Origin of the sequence: Pedobacter sp. KLB.chiD (assembly GCF_047040275.1) — a bacterium.
Classification (GTDB): Bacteria; Bacteroidota; Bacteroidia; order Sphingobacteriales; family Sphingobacteriaceae; genus Pedobacter.
Genome location: NZ_CP178207.1, coordinates 594,690 through 620,290, shown reverse-complemented (window position 1 = coordinate 620,290; position 25,601 = coordinate 594,690). Strand labels below are relative to the sequence as shown.

The window sequence follows — 25,601 nt, the reverse complement described above, 5'->3', positions numbered from 1 at the left end:
GATTCTTTAAAACGATAACCGAATATTTTGGAAAATAGGTTCATTTGAATACGGATAAAATATTAACAGCTTAAGATACTTAAACGTGTTTTTTCAGGAAAGCAGGTTCAGAAGCGTTTAGGCTGCTTCAGTCCCGCTTTCGCTTATAGTCCTCGCTGCGCTGTGGGCTATTCCGCTTAATCGGGTTCAGGTGGCCCGGCCGGTAAGGAGATCGAGGGTTGCAAAGCGCAAAATTTTACTATGCCTTTAAAATTTCCATGAATTTTACAGCACTGTCCAGCGTAACTAAACCCCTGCCCGTTGCAGGCGGGTGATAGAAGCGAACACGGAGTGCAACGGAGTAAAGCGAAGAGCAGGAACAAACACTGCCATGGAATACAGGTTTTGCTTTCCAAAACCAAAAATAATTATTCTTTCTAAAAAGAGATATAAGGCGTAATTTTATCGATCACCTGCTGGTTTAAGAGAATGATCTTTTTTAAATCAGCTACTCCGGAATAATGACCGTGCTGCCTGCGATACTGAATAATGGCATTGATCTGTTTAAATGTAAGATAGGGATTACGCTTTAACTCATTAAAAGTTGCCGTATTGATATTTATTGTTCTTAACTGAACGTTACCGATCACAATCTGGTCTTTAATTTCCTCATACTTAATACTGTCTAGGCCATAAACTTCAAGAAGTTGTTCTTTTTTATGGAAACCACCTAAACGTTCGCGGTATTTAAGAATTCTAAGTGCAAAAGTCCCTCCAATGCCTTTAATCTCATCCAATTGAGCAGAATCTGCCGTATTAACATCAATAATCACCGGAGCTTTTTTAGCATACTCTTTTCGTTCGAAAGGCGAATTGTTTTTGGAGATATTAATTGATTCGGGTATATGGGCATAAGGCAATATTCTTTTATACATTTCCGGCGAAATGGTATACATTTTCTGAAGATCCTCTGGTTTATAAAATCTGCCTCCCTTATTGGTATAATTCACAATCGATTGTGCCTGTTTTGCTGAAAGGCCTAAAGTTTGCCAACCTTCCACATCTAATGCGTTAGGATTGAATTTAAAAAGCTTAACTGCTTTTTTGTGGCTGAAAGTTTCCATCCGATCGCGAACAGCCTCATCATTCGCCTGATCTATTATGCTAATCTGTTGAATTTGTGCCAAAAGATCAGGATCATCCTTTGAAACCGGCTGCCAATAGCCATATATAATTGGTATAGCCTTGATCACAATGATAATTAAGACCAGAAACAACAGGCCATTAAATTCACTTTTGCTAACACCAAAATTTTTGTTGAACCAAATTCTCATTGATGCGATATGACATGTGGATTATAAATATAAATCTTATTTTTGGGATTGCAAAACCGAATAGGTTTTGCCTATCAACAATCTAAGAATTTATATGAAGATCATAACTACATCTGAGTTCGCGAAAGCAACTAAGATAGATAAGCTAGGTGTACCAGGTTTAGCAGGTTTGCTGATGGAGATCATGAAACTGAACGACATTAACGACGTATTTGCTCAAAACCAACACTTTAAAGGCTTGGAGTTTGTAGACAAGATATTAGAAACCATTGGTGTTTCTATAGAATTTGACGATGATGATTTAAATAGTATTCCGAAAACAGGCCCTTTTATTGCCATTGCAAACCACCCTTATGGCGGTGTGGAAGGTTTGGCCCTCGTTAAACTGTTGTGTACGGTTAGACCGGATGCTAAGGTAATGGTCAATTTTATTTTGAAAAAAATACCAAACCTTGATGAGTTTTTTGTGGCGGTGAATCCTTTCGAAAATGTGCAGCATTCTTCGAGCATTAGCGGATTAAAAACTACTTTTGACCTACTTAGAAATGGAACACCGATTGGTATTTTCCCTGCCGGAGAGGTTTCTACTTTTAAATTAGATGCCCAACAGGTAACCGACAGGATGTGGCACCCGGTTGTTGGAAAACTGATTGCTAAAGCGAAAGTACCGGTTGTACCGATTTATTTCCATGGCAATAATGGTGTTTTCTTTAATATTTTGAGCTTTATACACCCTACTCTGCGTACCGCGAAATTACCATCTGAATTTTTAAATAAACATGGGCGCACCATTAAGGTTCGGATTGGTAAACCCATAGCCGTATCAGAAATTTCGCACATGAACAGCAGCAATAAGCTGATGGACTTTTTAAGAGCCCGTACCTATGCGCTGGGTATTGGTTTAGATACAGAAAAAAAACTCTTTAACCCATTAAACTTATTTAAGATTAAAAAGAAACCTGCAGAAGTAATTGAAGAAACTTCGAGGGTTTTAATTAAAAATGAGGTAGCGGTTCTGGAAGATTTCAGGGTTTGGACAGAAAAAAACTATGAGGTATATATTGTCCCGACTTTAAAAATCCCCAATATTTTAAGGGAAATCGGCCGCCTGCGCGAAATTACTTTCCGTGAAGTTGGCGAGGGCACCAACAAAAAAATCGACCTTGATAACTACGATATTTACTATAACCACTTATTTATATGGGATAAAGATTTAGAAAACATTGTAGGTGCCTACCGGATTGGTAAAGGTGATGAGATTTTAGAAAGCATGGGACGCCGTGGTTTTTACCTTTCTGAACTCTTTAAAATGAAAGATCAGTTTTATCCGATGTTGAGACAGGGTATCGAATTAGGCAGATCGTGGATCAGAAAAGAATACCAGGGTAAACCATTGCCACTTTTCCTGCTGTGGAAAGGGATTTTAAAATACCTGATTGATAATCCACAGTACCGCTATATGTTTGGTCCGGTAAGTATCAGCAACAATTTTTCGAAATTTAGCAAGGCTTTAATTGTAGATTATATTACCAAAAACCATTTCGATTACGAAATGGCCAAATATGTTAAACCCAGAAATAAATTCAAAGCTGATTTATTGCCAATAGCTACTGATACACTGGTTGATAGCAGCGAATCTTTTAAGGATCTGGATAGTATTATCGGAGATATTGAAAATTCGCATATTAAAATTCCGGTATTGTTAAGGCAGTATATGAACCTGAATGCAAAAATTATCTCATTTAATATCGACCCTAAGTTTTCTGATTGTTTGGATGGTTTCTTAGTGGTTGATACCCATAGTATTCCAGCAGAAATTTTGGAAAAACTTGGTAAGAATTTATAATTTAGTTCATAAAAAAACCCAGACATCCATCTGGGTTTTTTATTATCAACTAACCTAAACTTTATAAATACTAACCAAATATTTATGCCACAAAAGTAGTTTGGCCATGTTAAATTGGTATTAAAGAAATGTTATTTATAGAAATTTATTAATGTAGCGGAAGAAATCTGCCAATACCCGTAATTGACATTGAAAAGACTCCGGTTTAGCAGACCGGGGCCAATATGTTAACACAGTATTAAGGGCATCCTAAATGGTTCACATAAAGAAATTGTTGCTTTTATATTAATAATAAGTAAATTTAATGTAACCAAATATTGTGCGGTTTGAAAAAAAGAATTTACATCTATATTTTGAGGAGTGTTATGGTTGCCGGCCTGATGACGAATGTAATCAGCTCAAAGGCGCAGCAATATGCTTTCGATTTTTATAATGGAACCTTTAATTTCAGTGCCGATTCTTCGGTGGTTTTCTCCATACCACAAACAGCAACAACATCAGCCGTTTCAGACTTTTATCACCGGATCTCTTCCGGACAATACGCTTCAGTTATCGCCTCTTTAGAAAAGTACCAGAAAAAATATAATTTAAATGACTGGATTTATTATCAACTGATCCGTAAAACAGCCGAACAGATTAGTCCGAAAGCCAATAACTATTTTGCCTATACTTTGTACAAATGGTTTTTACTTAGTAAATGTGGTTACGACGCCCGGCTTGCCGTGGGCAATGATCAGGTCATTTTTTATGTTAGAAATGAAGAGGACATCAGCGATATTCCGTTTTTTATGATTGATGGGCAAAAGTTTATGTGCCTGAACTATCATGATTATGGCAAATTATTTAAACAGGCCGATGCCTACAAACCTGTTAAAATTTTTATACCAGAAGCTAAAAATCCATTCTCTTATAAAGTAACAAGAATGCCCGATTTTAGACCTGAAAGTTACGAGGAGAGGGACATTGAGTTTAGTTACCGTCAGAAAATTCATCATTTCAGGCTAAAAGTCAATCAGGATGTACAAACCATTTTCAAAAACTATCCCGTAGTTGATTTTGAGAGTTATTTTAATATTCCTTTGAGCAGAGAAACATACAGTTCCCTTATTCCCACACTAAAAGAAAATCTGAAAAACATGGATCAGAAAAAAGGCGTGGATTACCTGATGAGATTTACCCGTTATGGCTTTCTATATGAAGATGACAGTGAAAACTATGGTAAGGAAAAACGGTTCTCTCCAGAACAAACCTTATTGAGTATATATAGCGACTGCGACGACCGGGCTGCATTATTCTTTTACCTGGTAAAGGAAATATATAACCTGCCGATGATTGCTTTGCTATATCCCAAACATTTAACCATTGCTGTACAGTTTGATAAACCCATTGGCGAAGCGGTGACTTATAAGGGTAAAAAATATTCTTATTGTGAACCTACCCCGCAGGCACAAAACTTAAAAATAGGACAAATTGCCACCAACCTTAAAAACCTGAAGTATGAGGTAGTCTATGCTTATGAGCCTGGCCATAAATAAACGTCCCGATATATTAAATTCAAGTTAACTAAATATTAAAATAATATTATTTTATCAAGAACAGGCAGATCAGCACCTTATTTGCCGTATTTTTAAAGGCTAAGTATAATAACCATATGGCCGCTATCATCTATACTGTTATCAAAGAATTCTTTGTCGAAATTCACGGTCATCCGGTCAAAGCCAGAATCCTATCGCCAATTAATGACGATAAGACCTTTACCTTTCAGGTAAGCTTAAACTTTAAAAATGCCAGCGAACAGGAAGCCAACATACCGGCCTCCACATTTACCTCTTATGCCAATGCCGAACGCCATTTGCTGGGCTACCTTGAAGCTTTTCAAAATACATTGGATTTAGGCGGCGATGTAGCACCGGGGGTTGATTTTTGAACATGCTACCAAGCATATTTCGTGCAGCAGTGTTTAATATCCGATTGATTGAGATCCATCCAATCTGATCAACAACAGGAAATATTTTATATGTTAACTATGAGGCTTACCGTTAACATAATCATAATATTAACTTAACTTTCTGTTTTTTTATCTTTGTGAAAACCCATAAATTTCAGATGAAAAAGAACAAATCCAAGTCGAAAAATCATTCGACCAATAAAAAGCTACGCAAAGAATTGGAATCGAAATTGACATTTGCATTTAATAAGCTGGTTAGTCAATATGGCAAAGCAAAAAAAACGGACAAAGTAATTGAGAAGTTTGCCAAACAGCTTGCTAAAAAGGTAACTATTCCTGCTGTAGAAGATGATTCTATTGCGCCTTTTATCAAGGAAGAAGAAATAGCAGTTACCGCACCAAAAGCAAAAACGGTTAAACCTGTTGCCGTAAAAAAAGCTAAGAATGCAGCTGAAGAAGTTGTATAAAATTTTAAAAAAAAACAGGTGTTATCCTCAGAAAACACCTGTTTCATTTTCTATGAAAAATGGTTACCTCATTAGAGATATTCACCTTACACTTTAAATCATTGAACAACGATATTTTAGTGGCTGTTTTGAGATTATATTGCATCGGGAAATTGTATACCTCAGCTGATGATCACCTGTGTTACTAAAGCTAATCTCGTTCAATATCAAATCAGTATTGTCTGTAAATTTATCATAATAGCTTGTATCGCTGACCCCGAAGCTTCCCATTTATAATAAATTCCAGCTTCATCAGACTTGCAAGTTACTGTTACGTAAATTCAATCGTTGGCTTTACAGTTTTTATGAATGTAATCGGTTTGGAACCGTTACCGGGTGTAACCAAAATTGTATAACGAATTCGAATACCATCAAGATTAGTTACATTATAATAACCCGTGCTAATACTATAATCTTGACGGTGCTGCACCTTAAAGGTAATGCGTGTGTCAGTCATATTTGTACTACTACCACAAGCATAGATTTCCTCCCCAATGATTTCTTTACCGTAATCTGATGGGAGAGGCCATTCGGGATCATTTCTATCTAAAAACCTCTGTATCGTTGTTTTTTCTGAAGGACGACCATAATTTGCATATCTCTGCTTATATGGAACAAGTACATCAACTCTGGTAACTTTAACAGTTGTTCCATCATTTTTCACCTCCGGGTTGACTTGTAGGGTAATCCCATCAAGGGGTCCATGAAAATGAGCTACGCTATAATCATCGATATACTTTTGGGTAGTGCCTGGAGCTTCGTAAATTGGAACTTTTTGATTCGTTACGAATAAAATCGGAGCAAGTGAAAAATCAAAAACACCCAAAATTTTGTTATAACTAGGTATATACCCAATGGAATTAGCATTTGCCGATCCAGGCATTGCCAAGGTTGTATTCAAAATCCCACTATTGTTTGTGATCGACCCCTTTAAATCAGTTTCTACTTTCAATTTTAAATCAACTACCTGTGGGCTAGTAGCAGATCCTCCCAGGATTGCACTAAAAAATCCTTTCACAGCACCAGTTAAGCCCCCTTTAATACCATCTTCAATAGATTTGGTTACATCTGTTCCAAATACTTTTGATTTAGGTAGATTTAGTGCCTGTATACCTTTTAAACCCGCAATGTGAATGGCTGTATTTCCTAAATTCCCTAATAAACTGCCCAGATTGAAACCGCCCGAATTTGCAGTTCCAACCGTACCAGTTAATGTTCCGTTTGAAGTTCCATTTAAAACCATTTGCGATACATTAGCCGAAGATACGTTCCAAACGAAATTTAAATTTTCCTGATTACTATTTACAATATATGGATCATAGGCCAATTCATATTGACAAGCATACCATGCTCCTGTAGATAGTATTTGGTAATTCTGAATCTTTGTAACAGATCTTAACACATTTTCAGGATCGATAATCTCTTTAGAGAAGTTCATTATAGAAGAGGGATATGTCCCTGATATGCCTAATCCATCACTAAAGTATGATGATGCATATGGGCTTCCTGGAGGTAGATACAAATAAAAGCGTATAATTCCTCTATACTTGTTGTATAGTGCAAAAAAATTGGGTGACGTTGCCTGAGTCGGACTAAAAGTATTGTAAATCAGATTCCAGCCGTCGGCCCTTTTAAAGTCAAAAGCTATATCATTTGAAAATAACTGATTACTTCCAGATGCCCATGGTACCAGGATAGGAGGAGAACCAGCTGGTGTAGGCATATAATCTGCTGTTTCCCAATCGAATACATGAGTTGGAATACCTGCCATTTTATTCGGTATTTTTAAATTAGCAGGCTTTAGGACGGGACTATTTTCTTTCTTACAACTAAAGAGAAATGTTGCAGTTCCAAAAATTACAACTATTGCAATCTTGATAACAAAGTTAGATGGTATTTTCATATTTAAAAATACCAGCCTAACATTACAAAATTATTAACAACATATTATGATACCTAATTGCTAATACAGACTAGGAAATATTAAAACACAAAAAAGCCAGATATCGCTATCTGGCTTTTTGTATAATATCTATTTAAATGCTATTAATACACATTTGTTTTAGGTGTCCAGCTAGCCCAACCGGTAGTCCAGTTGGTAGTACCGAAAGCGCCTTTGTAGCTAACCTTTTCAAAGAATGAATCATTTTGATCGCCTGCAAAAACGGCACCTGTTAATGCGATAGAACCAGTAGCTGGCAATAAGTTAGGAGCAGATAAGTTGAATGCGTCCGTTAAGCCAGCAGCAGCGGAAGAAGCTATGCTTACTGTTCCAGAAGCTAAAGCTTTAGCCTCAATAGCAGCAGCAGAAGCGCCAGTTACAGTAACATCACTTCCTAATTTGAAAGGAGCCGCTAAAGCATAAATAATATTGTTATTGAACTGAGAAGTGCCATCTATGAACGCATTATAAGTACCATTAGACTCTAATGATAAACCACCTTTCGGATGACCTAACATAATTGAATTATTTAAGATAAAGGTTGTGTTTCTTCTCCATCTATTAGCAAAGTTATGGTTAGCAGCAGTGTTGGCAGCTCCATTAGGACCTAGTATTGTGAAATTAGAAAGATTAGGTTTTGTTCTTGGAGTCGCATCTGAACCGGTTGCGTTATTATCGCATTCAATGCCGTTACCAGCATCACCACCGTCAACAAAGTTTGGATCTCTTAAAGACATTGCGAATTGAATTTTACCTTTATATCCATTATCAAAATCGAAATCATCATCAGCAGTAGCATATGCAATTAGATATTTAGCATTTACCGTTCCACCAAAAAACTCGAAGGCATCATCGTTACCATAAGCAACCATGATATGATCAAGTGTAGTACCAGAACCCACGCCTCCTAATGTTAAACCGTTAATTTCAGAATTTGGTTCAGCAGCGATACCTGCGAATTCGATACGCACATATTTGATCACTCCCGAGTTATCGGTATCAACATTACCGCCATATTGTTTGCCGACACCGCCCTCGATGGTTGGATTGCTTGCATTAACTGTTGCCCTACCCAAAACAATAATTCCACCCCAATCACCCGGAGCTCTTTCAGCGGCAGCTTTTCCTGATGTAAATACAATTGGGGCGTTTGCTGTTCCTTCTGCCATAATTTTGGCACCTCTTTCAATAATTAAAGCTCCTTTATTAGACACACTTGACTTAACAATGGTTCCAGGCTCAATTGTCAGTGTGGATCCTTCTTCAAAGTAAGTGTAACCCGAAAGTGTTACTGTGCCTTTACGAACAACCACGTTCTGGCCAGCTTTGTAAGTTCCAGAAATAGTTCCGCCGTTTGTAATCTCTACATTACCTGTTGTGGTTCCTGTTTCTTCATTGTTCTTTTTACAAGCTGTAAAGCAAACCGTAGCCATTGCTAGCGCTACCAATGAGATTTTGATTTTCATACTAATTGTTTTTTTAAATTACGTTTCCGTGTTAACTTGACTGCTATTTATATTTATAATTTATTTTTACTTGGCAAATGATAAGTTGTAACTAAAACTAATAGTGAAATTAGTTCCGAATCTTGATGTAACATATTGTTTATCTACCTTACTGTCAAAATTGGTTTTATCATCCATATTTAAATAAAAGATGCTTTTTTGATTAAAGATATCCCCCGCATTAAGTTTCAACTCCGCTTTATTTTTAAGTAGCTTTTTACTAATCTGGAAATCCACTACGTCTCTTGAATTTTCCCATATATTCGGGATTAAAGTATTTCCAACAAATGCAATTCTTTGTCCTACCCTATTGTACAAACCGGTAAAAGTCAGTCCAGTTGGCTCATTAGCATATTGTAAACCTGCATTAACTAAGTAAGGAGATTGACCTTGAAGTGGCCTTGCATCTAATCCAATCGTGCTCAGTTTAACTTCTGATTTAATATAACTCAGGTTGGCAAAAAATGTAAGATCGTTGAAAAACCCTGTTTCGTTAATAAAATCGAATCTTTTTCTGATGTCTACCTCTGCACCGAATGAATAAGCCTTTCCTATATTAAAATAATTAACCTGACGACGTTCAGGTGTACCACCTTCATCTAGCGTTTGTTCTATTGCATTATTAAAATCTTTGTAGAATAACGAGAAAGTAATTGCTTCGCCTGCTTTAGGATATATCTCATAACGTAAGTCAGCATTATTGATAGTTCCTCTTTTCAACATCGGATTACCTAAGGTGGACGTCTGGCTTACGAAATCATAAAACGTAAAAGGGGCAAGCTCTCTTAATTCAGGACGCGAAACGGTTCTCGAACCTGAAACCCTGAAATTACTTTTCTCATTGATTGAATAAGTATAGTTTACAGACGGCAACACATCAAAAAAGGTCTGGTTAAAATTTTTGCTCGTTCCACTTAAATCAATATAATCGATATTCTGGTGATAATGCTCAATCCTAGCGCCCCAAGTTAACCTGGAATTTTCACCAAAATGATTATCCAACATTAAGTAACCGGCATTTAACAGGGTTTGCGCCTGATAAGAATCTGTATTACTTGTAAAGTCGTTTAAATAGAATCCTCCTGAAGTAGACATGTTAGAAGGTTTAAAAATAACATCTTTTGGTTGGCTAAGAATTTGCTCATCATAACTCGCAGATCCAGAAGTATTGTATAGGTAGTTAAAGATTCTTGCCTTAAAATCCCTTGTTTTGTACATACTTAAAAAACCGGTTTTAAAGATGCTCTTCTTCTTAAATAATGAAAATGGCAGGGAATAATTTGCTAAGGCTGAAAAATTATCCTCTTTCATGTCTGCAAAAAAGCGACGGCTATTCCGATCAACAAGTGAGTAAACATTCGAATTACTACCACCAACCTGGCGATAATAAATAGACCTTAAATCAGGCTGATTCCTGTTAATATTAGAGTAACTTAAGTTCCAGTTGATTTTCTGATCAGCTTTACCAAACTGATGTTCGCCTTCCATCTGTGTATTATATATGGTTTTGCGGGTTTGATCAGCGTTGTTAAAACGTAGATTAGCATCGATATTGGTATTAAAGCCACTTCTCTGCGTATATATATCTTCTAAAACATTATTCAGTAGGTTTTTGAATCCAAATTTGTTTCTACCTTTTTTGTAAGTAATGTTTGCCAATACCCCAATACTCGTGTTGAAAACGTTCTGTGTATCATTGTAATCATAATAAATATCCCTGAAATCATTCTGATAATCATTTCTTTGAACAGGATTAATACTTTGAGAGTTTCTATACGATAGCGAAACAACACTTCCCAGTGATCCGCCATTTTCGAAATCCTTTCGGTTACCCCAAGTAATCTGGTGATTTTGAGAAGGCAGTGCTTTGTAGCTGTTTTCGGCATAAGCATTTGGTAAAAGTTTAGAGAAATTTACCTTATCCTGTGCTGGCAGAGGATTATAAGTTTGGAAGGACTTCGGAAAAGAAGAAGGAAATTTTCTATCCTGATCAATCAGGCCCAGATATTCACTGCCGCTTCTCTCGTTTGATGTGAAATCTTTAAAAGTAGATTGTGTATTGTAACCCCAGCTGGTAGAAAAATTTAAATAGCTCTGATCTGGAACATCTTTTGTAATTACTTGTATAATACCACCGGCAAAGTCACCTGGTAAATCAGGAGAAGCAGTTTTATATACTACTAAGTTATCAATTAAATTCGCCGGAATAATATCAAAAGCGAAAGCTTTTTTATCCGGCTCAGTTGAGGGTAACAATGAGTTGTTAAGCATTGAAGTATTATACCTATCAGCCAAGCCCCTGATTACTACAAATTTATTATTTTGAATACTGGCTCCACTTACCCTTTTTAATACTTCGGAGGTATTTCTGTCGGGAGATTTTTGAATAATCTCCGCTGAAATTCCGCTAGAAATGCTAATGCTGCTTTTTTGTTGGGCATACAAGGCATTGATACTTTCTTTTTTGAAAGATCCTTTAATAACAACTTCAGATAAATTTTGGGAATTGGCTTCCTCAAGTATTACATTAAGTGTAGTAATTTTGCTATCGGAAACGTCGATATCCCCAATTTCCTTGGTTGTATAGCCAACATATTGGTATACCAAAGAATATTTTTGTGATGATAAACCGGATATGGTGTATTTGCCATCCACATCAGTAGCCATCCCTTTAGTTGTACCCTTAATTTTAACGGTTACACCAATTAAGGTTTCTCCTGTTTTTTTATCGGTAACGGTTCCAGAAATTTTTCCGGTCTGTGCATACGAAAGTATGCTGATCATTAGCGCGAACACCGTAAGTGCCGCCTTTTTAAAAGAGTTTAGTAAGTCCAATTTGCCTTTATTTGATAAGGGCAAAATTATTACCACAGTGTTAACTGTAAGTTAGATGTTAATTAAGATTGTTTTACTTTAAAGTTAAGCGAGTATTAACAGGTGTCTTTGATCAGTAACGGATGCCCACCTTTTTACATATAAAGTGCAATAACCAGATCGGTCCAATTAACAAAAACTTAACATCATCTAAAAATGATGGTTTTTTCCCTTCAATTTTATGCCCGATAAACTGACCGATCCAGGCAGCTACGAATATTGCTGCATAAATGGCGTAAGCCATTCCACTCCCTAAACCAACTGCCTGTTCAATTTTTACGATAATGTAACTCATTAGTCCCACCACCCAGATCATCATGAAAAATAAAACCGGTGATAACGTGAAATAATAATACAAGCTAAAGGCTATCAGAAACGAAGCCCAGTTAAAGAATCCGTTGTAGCTGCCCAGAAAATTCAGATGCGGAAACGGAATCTGCCATACTAAACCCAATAGACTGAACATGATCAAAGGGACACAGATCCAATGAACCAATTTATTGGTTGGGTTTTGGTGACTTTCGGCATACTTATCAAAAAGTACAGCAACAGGTCTCTTAGGTTCAATTTTTATGGTTTGCTTGCTCATTATGTAAAAATAAAAAAAGCGATGGAATATCCATCGCTTTATATTTTGTTTATTAAACAGCTCGTCATGCTGACCTGTAGCGCAGCGGAAAGCTACGCAGTAAATTTATTTCAGCATCCTTTCTGCTATATAGATCCTGAAACAAGTTCAGGATGACGATTCGGCGAATTGACTTCTTTATTTCGCAAATGCTACCGAACGGGTTTCCCTGATTACGGTCACTTTAATTTGCCCCGGATAAGTCATTTCAGTTTGGATACGGGTAGAAATATCAGCTGCTAAAAGCTCTGCCTGCGCATCGGTAATACGTTCGCTTTCTACAATTACGCGTAGTTCTCTACCGGCCTGAATGGCGAAAGTCTTTTCTACACCTGGATAAGATAGCGCCAGTTCTTCCAAATCTTTAAGACGTTTAATATAACTTTCTACCACCTCGCGGCGTGCACCCGGACGTGCGCCAGAAATGGCATCACAAGCCTGTACAATTGGTGAGATCATTGAAGTCATCTCTATTTCATCGTGGTGGGCACCAATGGCATTACAAATTTCAGGGTGTTCTTTATATTTTTCAGCGAGTTGCATACCCAAAATAGCGTGTGGCAATTCCGGATTATCATCAGGAACCTTACCGATATCATGTAACAGACCCGCACGTTTAGCCATTTTGGCATTTAAGCCCAATTCTGCAGCCATGGTAGCACAGAAATTCGCTACCTCACGTGAGTGATGTAAAAGGTTTTGTCCGTATGATGAACGGTAACGCATACGGCCAACCATACGGATCAGCTCAGGATGCAAACCATGGATCCCTAAATCGATTACGGTACGCTCTCCAATTTCTACAATCTCATCTTCGATCTGTTTTTTGGTTTTGGCTACAATTTCTTCAATACGTGCCGGGTGGATACGTCCATCGGTTACCAAACGGTGTAAAGCCAAACGGGCTATTTCTCTTCTTACCGGGTCGAAACCAGATAGAATGATGGCTTCCGGTGTATCATCCACAATAATCTCGATACCGGTTGCAGCTTCTAAAGCACGGATATTTCTACCCTCTCTTCCAATAACGCGACCTTTAATTTCGTCACTTTCGATATGAAAAATAGATACAGAATTTTCAATTGCCGCTTCGGTAGCAGTACGTTGAATGGTTTGAATAACCACTTTCTTAGCTTCCTTGCTCGCTGTTAATTTGGCCTCATCCACAATATCTTTCACCTGCATCATAGCCTGGGTGCGGGCTTCCTGTTTCAGATTTTCTACCAATTGTTCTTTAGCTTCTTCAGCAGAAAGGCCGGCAATAGTTTCTAATTGTTTTAGATGCTGGTTTTTAAGCACTTCAACCTCTTCTTGCTTTTTAACCGCAAGTTCCGTTTGTTTTTCGAGGTTAATTTTATGCTTTTCGAGTTCCTGCTCTTTTTTATTAAAGTTCTCCATACGCTGATTGACCGATTGCTCTTTCTGCTTAATGGTATTTTCGCGCTGGTTAATGGTGTTGTTTCTGGCACTAACTTCTTGTTCGTGTTCGGCTTTTAACTGTAAAAATTTCTCTTTTGCTTCTAAAAGTTTATTCTTTTTTAAAATCTCTGCATTGTTTTCTGCATCTTTTAAAATCTTTTTCACTTTGTTCTGTGCGGCAATTTCCTGCTGTTTAAGCAAGTTACGCAACAGAAATCTTCCTATTACTACTCCGATAGCTATACCCGCTATCACGGCAAATACATATCCTAATATTTCAACTATTTCCATTTTGTTTTTTATGTAAAAAAAAACCGCAACTAATTTTTAAAGTCTCATACATTTTAAACCTCAACTAAGCATAATTAGGGTTTAAGCCATTTTCAGGTGCAATAGCAAATGAAATACGCCCTCTTAACCCTATAGATATTGAAGTGTTAAGTTTTATAAAATTTGAAACTCAAAAACTAGCTGCGGCTATATTTTTGTGCTAATATCGTGTTTTGTCTTGAAGCAGAGCGCATAGGGCCAAGGCACCAATCCGCGGGGTATTCAGAATCCAAGATTTACGCCCCAGATCCTTCATTGCATTCAGTGTGACAAAAAATATAAAGAACGAACCTTATTTTGCAAAGAAATTATTGAGTAAAATATCCAATTCTTCAACTTTATCGGCAACAGCAGTATCCTGGCTCTGTACTTTGTTTTCTGTTCTTAAAACGGCTGTTGCATAATGCAACACGGCCATAGAAAGAAGGTCTTGCTTATCTCTAACCGCATAATTATCCTGGTAATCTTTTATGCGCTCATTGATCATTTTTGCTGCCCGTCTCACAATTTCTTCCTCTTCCACATTTACTTTTAGTGGGTAAATACGGTCGGAAATGGTTATTTTAATCGAGATTTCTCCCATTTGTTAGCTTAGTTTCTGATTTCCTTGCATCATTATTTTTTTAATAATGCAATACTCTTATCAATCTCCCGCACAAAATCGTTAATTTTTTGTTTAATGTCAAGCGATTTTTCACTTGTTCCCTCTATACTTTTAGCCAATTTTGTAACCCTTAATTTTTCTTCAAGTTCTACATTTTTGTCTTTAGCCGTATCGAGTGCTACCTTTAACGATTGGTTTTCAAGCTTTAATAAATCATTTTCTTCCTGCAGCGCATTACATAACTCAATTACCCGAGCCGTTTTTTGTAATACTTTATCTAATTGATCTGCAACAGAAGCCATGAATTTATTTCTAAAAATACGAATTTATATTTTATTTCCTAATTTCTGCACCTGCTTGTGCCGTTAAATTCGTGATTAGTTTCTGCATGGTATTCTCAATCTGCTTATCGGTCAGGGTTTGGTCCTCATCCTGCAAAATAAAATTTAAGGCGTAAGATTTTTTTCCCTCTGGCAATTTATCGCCAACATATACATCAAATACACCAACTTCCCTGATCAGCTTTTTATCAGTTTTAAATGCAATGCCTTTCAAAGTATCGAAAGTTACATTTTGATCAATCAGCAAGGAAAGATCGCGACGCACCTGCGGATATTTAGCAACATCTTTGTGTACGATTTTATTTTTCCTTACAATATCCAATAAAACAGCCCAATCAAAATCTGCATAAAATACTTCAGCATTTACATCAGCTACTTTACGGTCGGCTTTTGAAACGGCCCCGAAACTTACCAAAGTTTTATCTCCACGGAAATATTTAATGCCATAAGCAAAGTTTTCGTCGTTTAAAACATCAGACTGATAACTGGTGATGCCCAAACGTGATACGATGGCATCAACTGCTGATTTTAAATTGTAAAAAGTTGCCGGTTTAGCCTGATGGTTCCATTGTTCACTTTGTTTGGCACCAGCAATCAACAATAATAACCTTGGACGCTCAACATATTGCTCGTTAATTAAATGATAGGTTTTACCAAATTCGTAAAACTTCACATCCGAATTCTTCCGGTTCTGATTGTATGCTACACTTTCTAAAGCCGGCATCAATAAATTCTGTCGCATTACATTTAAATCGCTGCTCAACGGATTTAAAATGAATACGGCTTCATCTAAATTTTTCGAATAGGCCGATTTGGTTAACGAGTTACACATAATCTCTGCAAAACCATTTGCAGTGAGCATATCTGCAATTACGTTATGCGTATTTTCCTTTTCAGGCTTTACACTGTAAGAAAGCGATGCATTTACTTTTGAAGGAATTTCGATATTGTTGTAACCATAAATACGCAATACCTCTTCTGTAATGTCGCATTCGCGGGTTACATCTACTTTGAATGATGGTACCCTTAAAGCTAAAGTATCATCAGAAGTATTCGTTGCCGAAATACCTAAAGCGGTAATAATGTGTTTGATTTCAGCCGAAGGAATATTTGCGCCGATTAATTTATTGATATTGGTAAAACTTACCTCGAACTCAAATGGCTTGACGTGGTTTGGGTAGATATCAGCCACCGGAGACGAAATTTCGCCACCAGCCAGTTCTTTGATCAACAAAGCAGCATATTTTAATGCAGTAACCGTAATCTCAGGATCGGTACCACGCTCGTAACGGAAAGAAGCATCGGTTTTTAAACCATGTCTTTTAGATGTTTTGCGAACAGAAACAGAATTGAAGTAAGCACTTTCGAGGAAAATATTTTTGGTATTGATATCAACGCCTGAAGATTTCCCGCCAAAAACACCGGCTATACACATTGGTGCTTCAGCATTGCAGATCATCAGATCATCTGCACTCAACTTACGTTCCACCTCATCAAGCGTTACAAAAGGCGTTCCCTCTTCAGCTTTTTTAACAATTACTTTTCCACCTGTAATTTTATCAGCATCAAATGCATGTAAAGGCTGCCCCAAACCATGAAGCACATAATTGGTGATATCCACCACATTATTGATCGGGCGTAAACCAATTACCTTTAGCTTGTCTTTTAACCAATCAGGCGATTCTGTAACGGAAACACCCGAAATGGTAACACTGCTATAACGTGGACAAGCTAGTGAATCTTCTACTTCAACAGGTATAACCAGACTTTCGTTATCCGTTTTGAATGCCGAGATATCAGGCATTTCATACTCACTTCTGAAATAAGCGGCTAAATCTCTCGCCACCCCTAAATGCGATGCTGCATCGGCACGGTTGGGTGTTAATCCGATTTCGAAAACAAAATCATCATCCATTTTAAAATGATCTTTTGCACGGATCCCAACTTCAGTATCCTCAGCGAGAACCATAATCCCATCATGCGATTTACCTAAACCGATTTCATCTTCGGCACAGATCATTCCCTGCGAAAGTTCTCCCCTGATTTTTGATTCTTTTATCTTAAAAGGTTCTCCCTCTAAAGGATATACCGTGGTACCCACTGTAGCTACAACCACTTTTTGGCCGGCGCCCACATTTGGCGCACCGCAAACAATCTGAAGGTTTTCTTTGCCGCCAACATTTACGGTTGTAATGCGCAAACGATCGGCATTGGGATGCTGAACACAGGTCAATACTTCGCCGATAACCAAGCCCTCTAAGCCGCCCACAACAGGTTGCACTTTTTCTACACTTTCTACCTCTAAACCCGCATTGGTAAGGATTAAGGAAAGTTCCTGAGGTGTTTTATCAATTTGTACGAATTGTTTTAACCAGTTATATGATATTTTCATTTATTGAGATTTGAGATTCGAGACCTGAGATTTGAGACTTAAGAGCGCTAAAATCCTGGTTCAAGAATTATAAAACGCAAAGATATTATTTAAAGGGCAAAGGAGAAAGTTAATTATCGAGATTTGAGAACCGAGATATGAGGGATGAGATTTTACATTTAGACTTACAAGCACTAAAAACATCAGTGTTAACAAACAAGCACCAAAACTAATGGCCAATTTTTAAATTGGACAGGATGACTGCACATGCCCCCGCCCCTATCACCAACATCACAACCGAGGCAATAATCAATTTAAGTCCGGATTTAACGGGCTGGTTATTGACTGCTTTTATAATAACCTGCACGATGCCGATTACAAACAACAATACCGCAATTACCCAATATATGACAAAAATTCCCATACGCTTATTTTACGATTAACTGTTAAAAAGCAATACGGCACAAGCGCCAAAACCGATTACTGCCATAATTACGGAAATGATAAGCAGTTTCAATCCGGGTTTCACCGGTTCGTTTCTAGATGATTTAACGATGATCTGAATAATCCCCACTACAAAAAGTACAATCGCAGTAAGAACATAGATCACAAACAAGCCGAATAAACCGCCCATATTAATTCATATTTAATTTTTCCCTGATCAGATCTATTTTATTATCGCGGTAAAATATATTCATGGTTTCGAAAGGCACCATTTTATATTTATCGCTTACAATATGTACACATGATTTTTTAACGGCACGCACATCAAAATCAAGCGGATCCATAAAATTCATGATAATAATGCGGAATAAATTATCGTAATTCAAGCTGTCCGATTTTACTCTTGGCAGGCAGCACATCAGTTCGCCAAAGGTATCTTCGGCACAATCAACCGAAACACCTGTGCTAAACAGATTGAGCATATGTTGTTTCAATTTCTCGTCATGTTCAAACACGATGGTATTTTTTGAATTATTGAGCAAATCTTCAGGATTGATCAGGTGGGTCATTGGCATAACCTCATCACCGATTTTTAAAGCATAAGCCATGCATAATGCATCTGGATTGCAGGGTACGGGGATCAAATCCTGTGGGGTAAAGGTTGGGTATTGCTCATAAATCTTTCTTCGCACCTCAGTTAAGGTAATTCTCCCCTGTTGATCGTTGTAATCATCATTTCTTCCGGCAACCTGGGTGGGTTGGAAAGTAACGCCGCGAACACATTTCTGCTTTAATGCATAATCCAGAATATCGCCAATCTCATGATCGTTTAATCCTTTCTGTAAAGTAACCACCAAAGTTGTCGATAAATTAAACTGATTTAAGTGATCAATAGCTTTTTTTCTTACCTCAGTAAGGTCTTCGCCTCTTAACCTGGTTAACACATCGGCACTGAAACTATCAAACTGCAGGTAAATTTCAAAATCGGGCATATAACTGGCCAGCTTCTCTACAAAACTGATATCCTTGGCAATCCTGATGCCATTGGTATTTACCATCAAGTGTTTAATGGGTTTGGTTTTGGCGAGATCTAAAATCCTAAAAAAATCAGGATGCACGGTTGGTTCCCCGCCAGAGAGCTGTACCACATCAGGCTCGCCTTCATTGGCCACCACTACATCCATCATCCGCTCTATTTCTGCCAAAGTTCGGTGCCTGCCATAATTTGGCGACGACATGGCATAACAGGTTGGACAGGCGAGGTTGCAGCGATCGGTAACCTCTATCACCGTTAAACAAGAATGCTGCTCATGATCGGTACACAAGCCACAATCGTAAGGACAACCGTAATGCACTTTGGTATTAAACTTCAGTGGCATTTCAGATTGTTTATTGTAATTCCGGATCTGTTTATAATACTCCACGTCATCTGCAATCATCACTTTGCTATTGCCATGTACCCTGCAATTTTTCAGCATAAACACCTTGGCATCCTGAAAAACAATTTTCGCATCACAGAGCTGTAAACATTCAGGACAAAGGCTTTTGGTATAATCGTAGTATATATAATCTCTGGTATTGGCCATAATGTTTACCGGTTAGGTAAGACTTTTTTAGAAATTCTAAAGATGAATCTATAATAATAAATAAAAATAAACAAAGCAGACCAATGAATGCTGCTTAAATTTAAAAATAATGAATGGTAAGGCTTTATAAACTCCATCAAAAACCGAAATAAGAAATAAAGCACCATAAACAACTTAAAGCGGTCGCCGTTAATCAATTCTTTATTCTTCAGGCTATAAAAAAGAAAGATCAGAAGCACGAGGTAAATCATTTCATAGAGCATAACAGGGTGCCTGGGTATACCATCGCCGAGGTCCATTCCCATAAAAAAGTGGGTTGGAATGCCATAGGTCGGTTCATCGGTCCCCATAGAGAAGCAACCGATCCGTCCGATAATCAGTGCAACCAAAATCGGGATCACGTAAACATCTCCAGAGGCAATTTTGACACCGATTATCTTTTTAATCAATTCTACGCCAAATAAACCTCCAAGCAAACCGCCAACAATGGTTTTACTTTGATAAAGTACCGAAAAACTAAGTTGATGGAGTACCTGAGGGGTTTCGAGTACAGCAATTACCCTTGAGCCGATGAGGGCGCCCAACATGGCACCTAACATAATCCACAGCCTGTTTTCGTCAGATATCGGATCTACGATTCCTTTTTTATAATAGTAATACAACCTCACGCCAATGATAAAGGCCAGGGTTTCGAAAATATAGTGATAATGGTATTGGTTACCAAAAAGCTCGAACTGGAAAGGGAATGGTGATACGGATTTTAAAAGCATCTATTGAAAGTATAACCGGCAAAAAACAGGTAAATGATCAGAATAATACCTTTTATCCTTGCTATCGGTTAATACAGCAAACTTTTGCACTTTAAATCCTTTGTTTACAAAAACATAGTCTATCCTATCTTTTAGGTCGCTATTGAAGTGAAAACCATTAAAAGTACCAGTTGGGCCATATGGCGGCTCTACTGAAACTTCTTTTGCATCGGTTAGAAAAGACTTGATGGTAGCAATGGCCTCAGTTTCTGGTGTTACATTTAAATCACCGGTAAAAACAACCGGTAATTCAGGTGCAATCTGCTGTATTTTTTGTTTTAACAATCTGGCCGATTCAATTCTTGCTTTCACCCCAACATGATCATAATGGGTATTAAAAACGATAAATTCTTTTTTATTCAACTTATCGTAAAGTTTTACCCAGCTACATATACGGTTAAGTGCAGCATCCCATCCTTTTGAAGGTATATCGGGGGTTTCTGATAACCAGAATGTTCCGCCATCTTTTTTGGTGAAACGGTCTTTATCAAAATAAACTGCAGAAAATTCTCCTTTTCTTTTACCGTCATCGCGCCCAACACCTACCACATCAAAATTAGAATTTTCGAGCAAGGCATCAAATTGTTCGGGCAGGGCTTCCTGTAAGCAGAGAATATCGGCATCGTGAAACTGAACCAGTGCCTTTACGTTGTCTTTTCGGTTTGGCCAGGCATTAATTCCGTCTGATGCAACATTTAAGCGGATGTTATAGGTAATGATATTAATGGGAACAGCCGTTTTTTGAGCGAATGCCGCAATGGTTAATAAAAGAAAAAGGGGGATGATTTTTAAAGCATTCATAAATGTAATTTCACTATTTAATTCATATTGGTGGCTTGTAGCACCTGATTTTAAGCCGCAATTATATTATTATAACGTTAATTGTACTTTAATATCCAATATATTTTAAATTAAATCTTCATCTCTATAACTATAATAGCGGTTATTGGCAAAAATCAGGTGATCGACCACATACAAACTCAACAAATTGCCTGAAGCCACCATATCCCTGGTCAATTTATCATCGCTCTCGCTGGGCTTTAAATTTCCTGAAGGATGGTTATGTGCCAACACTATATTTGCGGCGTTGTTTTCCAAAGCTGTTTTAAAGATAATTTTTGGATCGGCTACCGTGCCTGCCTGTCCGCCTTTACTGATCAAAAATTTGCCGATTACCCGGTTAGACCTGTTGAGCAGTAATATCCAGAACTCTTCGTGATTGAGATTAGCAAAGGTCTGATGCAGATATTTATATACATCATTAGAGGTAGTTACATGCGTAATCACTTCCTCTACGGTTTCTTTCCGTCGTAAACCAAGTTCTAAAGCAGCGATTATGGTTAATGCTTTGGCTTCTCCAATTCCTTTAAACCTTGAAAGTTCCTGAATGGAGGCCTTTCCCAGCTTTGTTAAATTGTTATCGTAAAAAGATAAAATCCTTTTACTTAAATCTACGGCGGTTTCGTTTTTATTGCCAGAGCCAATTAAAATAGCAATGAGTTCGGCATCTGTTAAATGTCTTCTACCGTGCAACAAAAGTTTTTCACGTGGACGGTCTTCTTCGGCCCATAACTTTATACCCAGTTTCTGTTCGTAGTTTTCCATTTTTTAAGATAAAAAAAGGCATCCTAACTTATCGTTGGGATGCCTTCCTAATATCGTAAAAAATTGGCTTATTTTAAACCGTTAACGAATTTCGTTAATTTTGATTTATTATTTGCCGCTTTGTTTTTGTGGATGATGTTCTTTTTAGCTAAACGATCTAACATAGAGATTACTTTAGGCAATAAATCTGATGCAGATTTTTTATCTTCTGCAGCACGTAATCTTTTAATGAAAGTACGCGTAGTTTTTGCCTGATATCTGTTACGTAAACGTTTTGTTGCGTTTGCTCTAATTCTTTTTAATGAAGATTTATGATTTGCCATTTCTATTTAGCCTTTTATTTTTCTTATTCGTTTCCTTTAATTCGGGTTGCAAATATAGGATTAATGTTTTTAAATTACAAAACACTTTAAACTTTTTTTTAATCAAAACAGAACCCTGTTTTTGAACAGCAAAAATAAGTTAAAATTATTCATTAATAATACTTTAACTTAATTGAATAAAAATTCTTTTACATGGAGAAAACAGGCTTAAAAATACTATTTTTGGGCAAAACGATTTTGAGTGAAAAAAAGAATAGCCATCTTTGCATCAGGTTCCGGCTCTAATGCCCAAAAACTGATGGAGCATTTTAAGCGGAGTAATGAAATAGAAATATCTTTGGTATTGACCAATAATGCCGACGCCTACGTGTTACAAAGGGCCGATAATTTCGAAATCCCCACTCATATCTTCGATCGTAATGAATTCTACCAAACTGATGAGGTGGTAGATCTGCTAAAAAATCTTGAAATTGATTTTATTGTACTGGCTGGTTTCCTTTGGTTGATCCCTAAGAGCCTGATCCACGCCTACCCTGGCAGAATTGTCAATATCCACCCGGCCATCCTTCCAAAATTCGGCGGAAAAGGCATGTATGGCGACCATGTTCACCAGGCGGTTATGGCCGCGGGCGAAACGGAAGGCGGAATCACCATTCATTACGTTAACGAAAATTATGATGAAGGCGAGTATATTTACCAGGCCCGCTACAGGATAGATAAAAACGATAGCCTCGAAATGGTAAAGTTTAAAGGGCAGCAGCTTGAGCACCAGCATTATCCGCGTGTGGTAGAAAGCCTGGTCAAAAAAATCAGTAAATAATAACTAACAATAAATTATTAAAACAATGCTGGTGCAGATTATAAAATCTATCGTGCATGTTTTAAATGATGCCATCATAAAGATATCCAACACGCTTAACTCATTAGTGAAGCTAACCCTCCTTCTCTACCCATCCGTTTTTTTATTTGCTGATACCCCAACTGCTAATTAAAAGAACAGACAACCCGCAAAGGTTTTTTTTGCTTTAAAATCCGATTACCCACCATTCGCATTGAAAGCAAATCAATCCTTTCTTTAAAGTAAATCCTATTGCAACAGCTATATAGGACTGCATGAGCATTGGTAGTTTGACCGTGTTTTTTTTTAACCGGGAGAACACCTGGTTAATCTATATAATAATCTCAAACGGAAACATAACGATTAAATCTGTTTGCCTGATCAAATAAAATCCAACTTAGATCAACCATCGCCATTTTGATGTTTCAGCGTTTTTATACAAAACAGTAACGAATGTAGGCTCAATCATCCCGTATATCAATTCTCTCTTGTATCGGTATTCTATTTTAGGGAAGTTTAAATATGGTTGAGCAATAACGCGTGCTTGCTTCTCCATATCTAAAATGAAAAAGGTTTTGATAATATATTTTTTGTAGACGTACAAATCATAATTATAAAAGCCAATTATCAAAAACCCAAACGCCAGGGTAAGGTGGCGAGTTTACCTAATTAATAAAACTTTAAAATGAAAAACTTAAAAGGGATGCAGAAGAGCCTTTCTTCACTGGAAAACAAAAGACTCCAAGATTTAAGTACAATCCAAGGTGGTTTGTATCTTATTAGATCAAATGTTGCCTGTCCGAGCCAGTACCCAAGTGAAACTGTGGAATATGATGCTTACGAAAGCAATGGCGGTAAATATATCGGAAGAACATGTCAATCTGCTGTTTCAGCCCCAAGTTCTGATATAGGAAACTGGAACGGTGCTAACTAGGTAAAGTTTAAGTCGAGCCCTAGTTCGTATTATTGATAAACGACTAAGGTTTGACAGCAAAAATGTACAAAAAACTGAAAAACAGGATTTTGAATTTCACTCACTTAAAAACCAATAAAATGAAAAACTTAAAAGGAATGAAGCAAGACTTCTCTTCACTTGAAAACAAAAAACTAAATGATTTATCATCAATCAATGGCGGAAGAGCGATGGGCGGATATACCGCAATTCAATCTAATGTATTTGTAGGAGAGGGATGTATAGAGTATGATCACTACGAGGGGCCAAATGGCACAGGTGGGTATATTTACAGGGAAATCCGTCGTCTTGCACCTGGCGAACCCGTTCACAACTACTAAACTTTGTTTAAATGTAATCTCGGCCATCACTTCGGCAGAAATTACCTTTAATCACACCCATTAAAAGATATGGGCTGCCTTCTTAACAGGGGCGCCCTATCAAAATCATTCACGGCCCAATTAAATAAAGATGATTTTAATTATATCCAAGAAACAGGAGACTACCACCAACGAAGTTATCAAATGGCTTTTGGCAATGGATAAAAAATTTATTCGGGTACAAGAAGACGAAGTTTTTGAGATCAAAACGAAAGCGAAAAGGATTTATATAGAAAGCGGCAGAAACTGTTTTTACATTGATGAAATCAGCAGTGTATGGTACAGAAGAGGCGGCTTGAAATTTAAAAATTTCCAATACGATAATGTTTCTGTAAACATCCACATGCAGGAACACCAACATTGGCTTCATGACTATGTAATCAAAACACTTGAATCCAAAAAGCACATCAACAAGCAGAGCAATAGCGCTGTAAACAAACTATTTGTTTTAGAGCAGGCAAAAAAAGTTGGACTAAATGTTCCCGAATATTACCTGGCTGAGAATACGGCTGATGTGGTTTTGGATAAAACAATAATAAAGCCGTTGACAGGAAACATCACCATTGACGCTTACCAGGATTATGGGGAAAGCATTATGTACACCCATGTTATTGATCGCCAGGAAGAAGATCGTTTCTTCATCACCTTTTTTCAGGAAAAAATTGAAAAGGATTTCGAAATCAGAAGCTTTTACCTGAACGGTAAGTTTTTTTCTACGGCAATAATATCTCAAAATGATGAGCGAACCAAAACAGATTTCAGAAAGTACAATCTTGAAAAACCCAACCGCAACGTGAGATACAATCTACCTGTTGAAATTGAAAGGAAAACCCATCAATTAATGGAATTATTGGATGTAAACTGTGGCTCAATAGATTTTATAAAAAGTGGCGAGAAATTTTATTTTTTGGAAGTAAATACTGTTGGCCAATTTTTAGGGGTTAGTTCCATGTGTAATTATGGTGCAGAGAAAGCTATAGCTGAATATTTATGAGATATCAAATCGAAGACAAAAACAAGCTGCCACTAACATTCAA

At 37.3% G+C, this 25,601-nt stretch carries 24 protein-coding genes; 8 read left to right on the top strand and 16 right to left on the bottom strand.

The features are described 5' to 3' along the window. Positions 1-416: 416 nt before the first annotated feature. Entirely contained in the window at positions 417-1,313 is an 897-nt protein-coding gene (locus tag ACK1I8_RS02600; RefSeq protein ID WP_412467803.1) for a ComEA family DNA-binding protein, read from the bottom strand. Between the two features lie 94 nt (positions 1,314-1,407). Here ACK1I8_RS02600 and ACK1I8_RS02595 point away from each other — a divergent pair, with 94 nt between their 5' ends. The 4 genes from ACK1I8_RS02595 to ACK1I8_RS02580 all read left to right on the top strand — a co-directional run bounded on the left by ACK1I8_RS02595 (position 1,408) and on the right by ACK1I8_RS02580 (position 5,574). Next, on the top strand, positions 1,408-3,159 hold the full coding sequence (locus ACK1I8_RS02595) for a lysophospholipid acyltransferase family protein (protein WP_412467802.1): 1,752 nt from the start codon (positions 1,408-1,410) through the stop codon (positions 3,157-3,159). 326 nt (positions 3,160-3,485) lie between these two features. Beyond that, positions 3,486-4,694 (top strand): hypothetical protein, encoded by a 1,209-nt coding sequence (locus ACK1I8_RS02590; RefSeq protein WP_412467801.1) that lies wholly within the window; start codon positions 3,486-3,488, stop codon positions 4,692-4,694. Between the two features lie 116 nt (positions 4,695-4,810). Beyond that, a complete protein-coding gene (locus ACK1I8_RS02585; RefSeq protein ID WP_412467800.1) occupies positions 4,811-5,086 on the top strand; it encodes a hypothetical protein in 276 nt (91 codons plus the stop codon). A gap of 179 nt (positions 5,087-5,265) precedes the next feature. After that, positions 5,266-5,574, top strand: coding sequence for a hypothetical protein (locus ACK1I8_RS02580; RefSeq protein ID WP_412467799.1), 309 nt, complete (start codon positions 5,266-5,268; stop codon positions 5,572-5,574). Between the two features lie 310 nt (positions 5,575-5,884). On the opposite strand, the gene ACK1I8_RS02575 is transcribed toward ACK1I8_RS02580, so the two are convergent. The 15 genes from ACK1I8_RS02575 to rpsT form a co-directional block, all read right to left on the bottom strand. Then, the gene (locus ACK1I8_RS02575) at positions 5,885-7,516 is read right to left on the bottom strand and encodes a hypothetical protein (protein ID WP_412467798.1); all 1,632 of its coding nucleotides are present in this window, start codon (positions 7,514-7,516) and stop codon (positions 5,885-5,887) included. A 143-nt stretch (positions 7,517-7,659) separates the two neighbouring features. After that, positions 7,660-9,021: a hypothetical protein gene (locus tag ACK1I8_RS02570; protein ID WP_412467797.1), complete on the bottom strand. Its 1,362-nt coding sequence runs from the start codon at positions 9,019-9,021 to the stop codon at positions 7,660-7,662. A gap of 66 nt (positions 9,022-9,087) precedes the next feature. Further along, positions 9,088-11,895: a TonB-dependent receptor domain-containing protein gene (locus ACK1I8_RS02565; RefSeq protein WP_412467796.1), complete on the bottom strand. Its 2,808-nt coding sequence runs from the start codon at positions 11,893-11,895 to the stop codon at positions 9,088-9,090. A 112-nt stretch (positions 11,896-12,007) separates the two neighbouring features. Then, positions 12,008-12,523, bottom strand: a complete 516-nt coding sequence (locus tag ACK1I8_RS02560; protein ID WP_412467795.1) for a DUF962 domain-containing protein — start codon at positions 12,521-12,523, stop codon at positions 12,008-12,010. A gap of 177 nt (positions 12,524-12,700) precedes the next feature. Beyond that, positions 12,701-14,272 carry a ribonuclease Y gene (gene rny, locus ACK1I8_RS02555; protein WP_293788941.1) on the bottom strand — a complete coding sequence of 524 codons (1,572 nt, stop codon included), beginning with the start codon at positions 14,270-14,272 and terminating at the stop codon, positions 12,701-12,703. A 331-nt stretch (positions 14,273-14,603) separates the two neighbouring features. Next, a complete protein-coding gene (locus tag ACK1I8_RS02550; protein WP_293788942.1) occupies positions 14,604-14,894 on the bottom strand; it encodes a cell division protein ZapA in 291 nt (96 codons plus the stop codon). Between the two features lie 32 nt (positions 14,895-14,926). Continuing rightward, the gene (locus ACK1I8_RS02545) at positions 14,927-15,217 is read right to left on the bottom strand and encodes a hypothetical protein (protein ID WP_412467794.1); all 291 of its coding nucleotides are present in this window, start codon (positions 15,215-15,217) and stop codon (positions 14,927-14,929) included. Between the two features lie 31 nt (positions 15,218-15,248). Then, entirely contained in the window at positions 15,249-17,648 is a 2,400-nt protein-coding gene (pheT, locus tag ACK1I8_RS02540) for a phenylalanine--tRNA ligase subunit beta (protein ID WP_412467793.1), read from the bottom strand. Positions 17,649-17,856: 208 nt separating this feature from the next. After that, positions 17,857-18,051 carry a hypothetical protein gene (locus tag ACK1I8_RS02535; protein ID WP_412467792.1) on the bottom strand — a complete coding sequence of 65 codons (195 nt, stop codon included), beginning with the start codon at positions 18,049-18,051 and terminating at the stop codon, positions 17,857-17,859. 15 nt (positions 18,052-18,066) lie between these two features. Beyond that, positions 18,067-18,261, bottom strand: a complete 195-nt coding sequence (locus ACK1I8_RS02530; RefSeq protein WP_412467791.1) for a hypothetical protein — start codon at positions 18,259-18,261, stop codon at positions 18,067-18,069. 1 nt (position 18,262) lies between these two features. Further along, entirely contained in the window at positions 18,263-19,657 is a 1,395-nt protein-coding gene (locus tag ACK1I8_RS02525; RefSeq protein ID WP_412467790.1) for a radical SAM protein, read from the bottom strand. 5 nt (positions 19,658-19,662) lie between these two features. Beyond that, a complete protein-coding gene (locus ACK1I8_RS02520; RefSeq protein ID WP_412467789.1) occupies positions 19,663-20,427 on the bottom strand; it encodes a prolipoprotein diacylglyceryl transferase in 765 nt (254 codons plus the stop codon). Then, positions 20,428-21,267 carry an endonuclease/exonuclease/phosphatase family protein gene (locus ACK1I8_RS02515; protein WP_412467788.1) on the bottom strand — a complete coding sequence of 280 codons (840 nt, stop codon included), beginning with the start codon at positions 21,265-21,267 and terminating at the stop codon, positions 20,428-20,430. It lies immediately after the preceding gene. Between the two features lie 105 nt (positions 21,268-21,372). Beyond that, positions 21,373-22,071, bottom strand: a complete 699-nt coding sequence (gene radC / locus ACK1I8_RS02510) for a RadC family protein (protein WP_412467787.1) — start codon at positions 22,069-22,071, stop codon at positions 21,373-21,375. Between the two features lie 68 nt (positions 22,072-22,139). Next, positions 22,140-22,394: a 30S ribosomal protein S20 gene (rpsT, locus tag ACK1I8_RS02505; protein WP_029277289.1), complete on the bottom strand. Its 255-nt coding sequence runs from the start codon at positions 22,392-22,394 to the stop codon at positions 22,140-22,142. A 241-nt stretch (positions 22,395-22,635) separates the two neighbouring features. Between rpsT and purN the strand changes: the two genes are divergently transcribed. From purN to gwsG, 4 genes are all read left to right on the top strand, one after another. Further along, on the top strand, positions 22,636-23,214 hold the full coding sequence (gene purN, locus ACK1I8_RS02500) for a phosphoribosylglycinamide formyltransferase (protein WP_412467786.1): 579 nt from the start codon (positions 22,636-22,638) through the stop codon (positions 23,212-23,214). A 703-nt stretch (positions 23,215-23,917) separates the two neighbouring features. Further along, a complete protein-coding gene (locus tag ACK1I8_RS02495; RefSeq protein ID WP_412467785.1) occupies positions 23,918-24,166 on the top strand; it encodes a hypothetical protein in 249 nt (82 codons plus the stop codon). A gap of 62 nt (positions 24,167-24,228) precedes the next feature. Next, positions 24,229-24,525: a TIGR04139 family peptide modification target gene (locus tag ACK1I8_RS02490; RefSeq protein WP_412467784.1), complete on the top strand. Its 297-nt coding sequence runs from the start codon at positions 24,229-24,231 to the stop codon at positions 24,523-24,525. 130 nt (positions 24,526-24,655) lie between these two features. Beyond that, positions 24,656-25,558, top strand: a complete 903-nt coding sequence (gwsG, locus tag ACK1I8_RS02485) for a grasp-with-spasm system ATP-grasp peptide maturase (protein ID WP_412467783.1) — start codon at positions 24,656-24,658, stop codon at positions 25,556-25,558. Positions 25,559-25,601 lie beyond the last annotated feature (43 nt).

What these genes read in the sequence shown, in the direction of transcription:
- ACK1I8_RS02495 (WP_412467785.1), top strand. Translation starts at nt 23,918, where the DNA reads ATGAAAAACTTAAAAGGGATGCAGAAGAGCCTTTCTTCACTGGAAAAC.
- ACK1I8_RS02515 (WP_412467788.1), bottom strand. Translation starts at nt 21,267, where the DNA reads ATGAATGCTTTAAAAATCATCCCCCTTTTTCTTTTATTAACCATTGCG.
- ACK1I8_RS02575 (WP_412467798.1), bottom strand. Translation starts at nt 7,516, where the DNA reads ATGAAAATACCATCTAACTTTGTTATCAAGATTGCAATAGTTGTAATT.
- rny (WP_293788941.1), bottom strand. Translation starts at nt 14,272, where the DNA reads ATGGAAATAGTTGAAATATTAGGATATGTATTTGCCGTGATAGCGGGT.
- ACK1I8_RS02585 (WP_412467800.1), top strand. Translation starts at nt 4,811, where the DNA reads ATGGCCGCTATCATCTATACTGTTATCAAAGAATTCTTTGTCGAAATT.
- pheT (WP_412467793.1), bottom strand. Translation starts at nt 17,648, where the DNA reads ATGAAAATATCATATAACTGGTTAAAACAATTCGTACAAATTGATAAA.
- ACK1I8_RS02560 (WP_412467795.1), bottom strand. Translation starts at nt 12,523, where the DNA reads ATGAGCAAGCAAACCATAAAAATTGAACCTAAGAGACCTGTTGCTGTA.
- ACK1I8_RS02490 (WP_412467784.1), top strand. Translation starts at nt 24,229, where the DNA reads ATGTACAAAAAACTGAAAAACAGGATTTTGAATTTCACTCACTTAAAA.
- ACK1I8_RS02520 (WP_412467789.1), bottom strand. Translation starts at nt 20,427, where the DNA reads ATGCTTTTAAAATCCGTATCACCATTCCCTTTCCAGTTCGAGCTTTTT.
- ACK1I8_RS02550 (WP_293788942.1), bottom strand. Translation starts at nt 14,894, where the DNA reads ATGGGAGAAATCTCGATTAAAATAACCATTTCCGACCGTATTTACCCA.
- gwsG (WP_412467783.1), top strand. Translation starts at nt 24,656, where the DNA reads ATGATTTTAATTATATCCAAGAAACAGGAGACTACCACCAACGAAGTT.
- ACK1I8_RS02535 (WP_412467792.1), bottom strand. Translation starts at nt 18,051, where the DNA reads ATGGGAATTTTTGTCATATATTGGGTAATTGCGGTATTGTTGTTTGTA.
- rpsT (WP_029277289.1), bottom strand. Translation starts at nt 22,394, where the DNA reads ATGGCAAATCATAAATCTTCATTAAAAAGAATTAGAGCAAACGCAACA.
- ACK1I8_RS02570 (WP_412467797.1), bottom strand. Translation starts at nt 9,021, where the DNA reads ATGAAAATCAAAATCTCATTGGTAGCGCTAGCAATGGCTACGGTTTGC.
- radC (WP_412467787.1), bottom strand. Translation starts at nt 22,071, where the DNA reads ATGGAAAACTACGAACAGAAACTGGGTATAAAGTTATGGGCCGAAGAA.
- ACK1I8_RS02580 (WP_412467799.1), top strand. Translation starts at nt 5,266, where the DNA reads ATGAAAAAGAACAAATCCAAGTCGAAAAATCATTCGACCAATAAAAAG.
- ACK1I8_RS02545 (WP_412467794.1), bottom strand. Translation starts at nt 15,217, where the DNA reads ATGGCTTCTGTTGCAGATCAATTAGATAAAGTATTACAAAAAACGGCT.
- ACK1I8_RS02525 (WP_412467790.1), bottom strand. Translation starts at nt 19,657, where the DNA reads ATGGCCAATACCAGAGATTATATATACTACGATTATACCAAAAGCCTT.
- ACK1I8_RS02530 (WP_412467791.1), bottom strand. Translation starts at nt 18,261, where the DNA reads ATGGGCGGTTTATTCGGCTTGTTTGTGATCTATGTTCTTACTGCGATT.
- ACK1I8_RS02600 (WP_412467803.1), bottom strand. Translation starts at nt 1,313, where the DNA reads ATGAGAATTTGGTTCAACAAAAATTTTGGTGTTAGCAAAAGTGAATTT.
- ACK1I8_RS02595 (WP_412467802.1), top strand. Translation starts at nt 1,408, where the DNA reads ATGAAGATCATAACTACATCTGAGTTCGCGAAAGCAACTAAGATAGAT.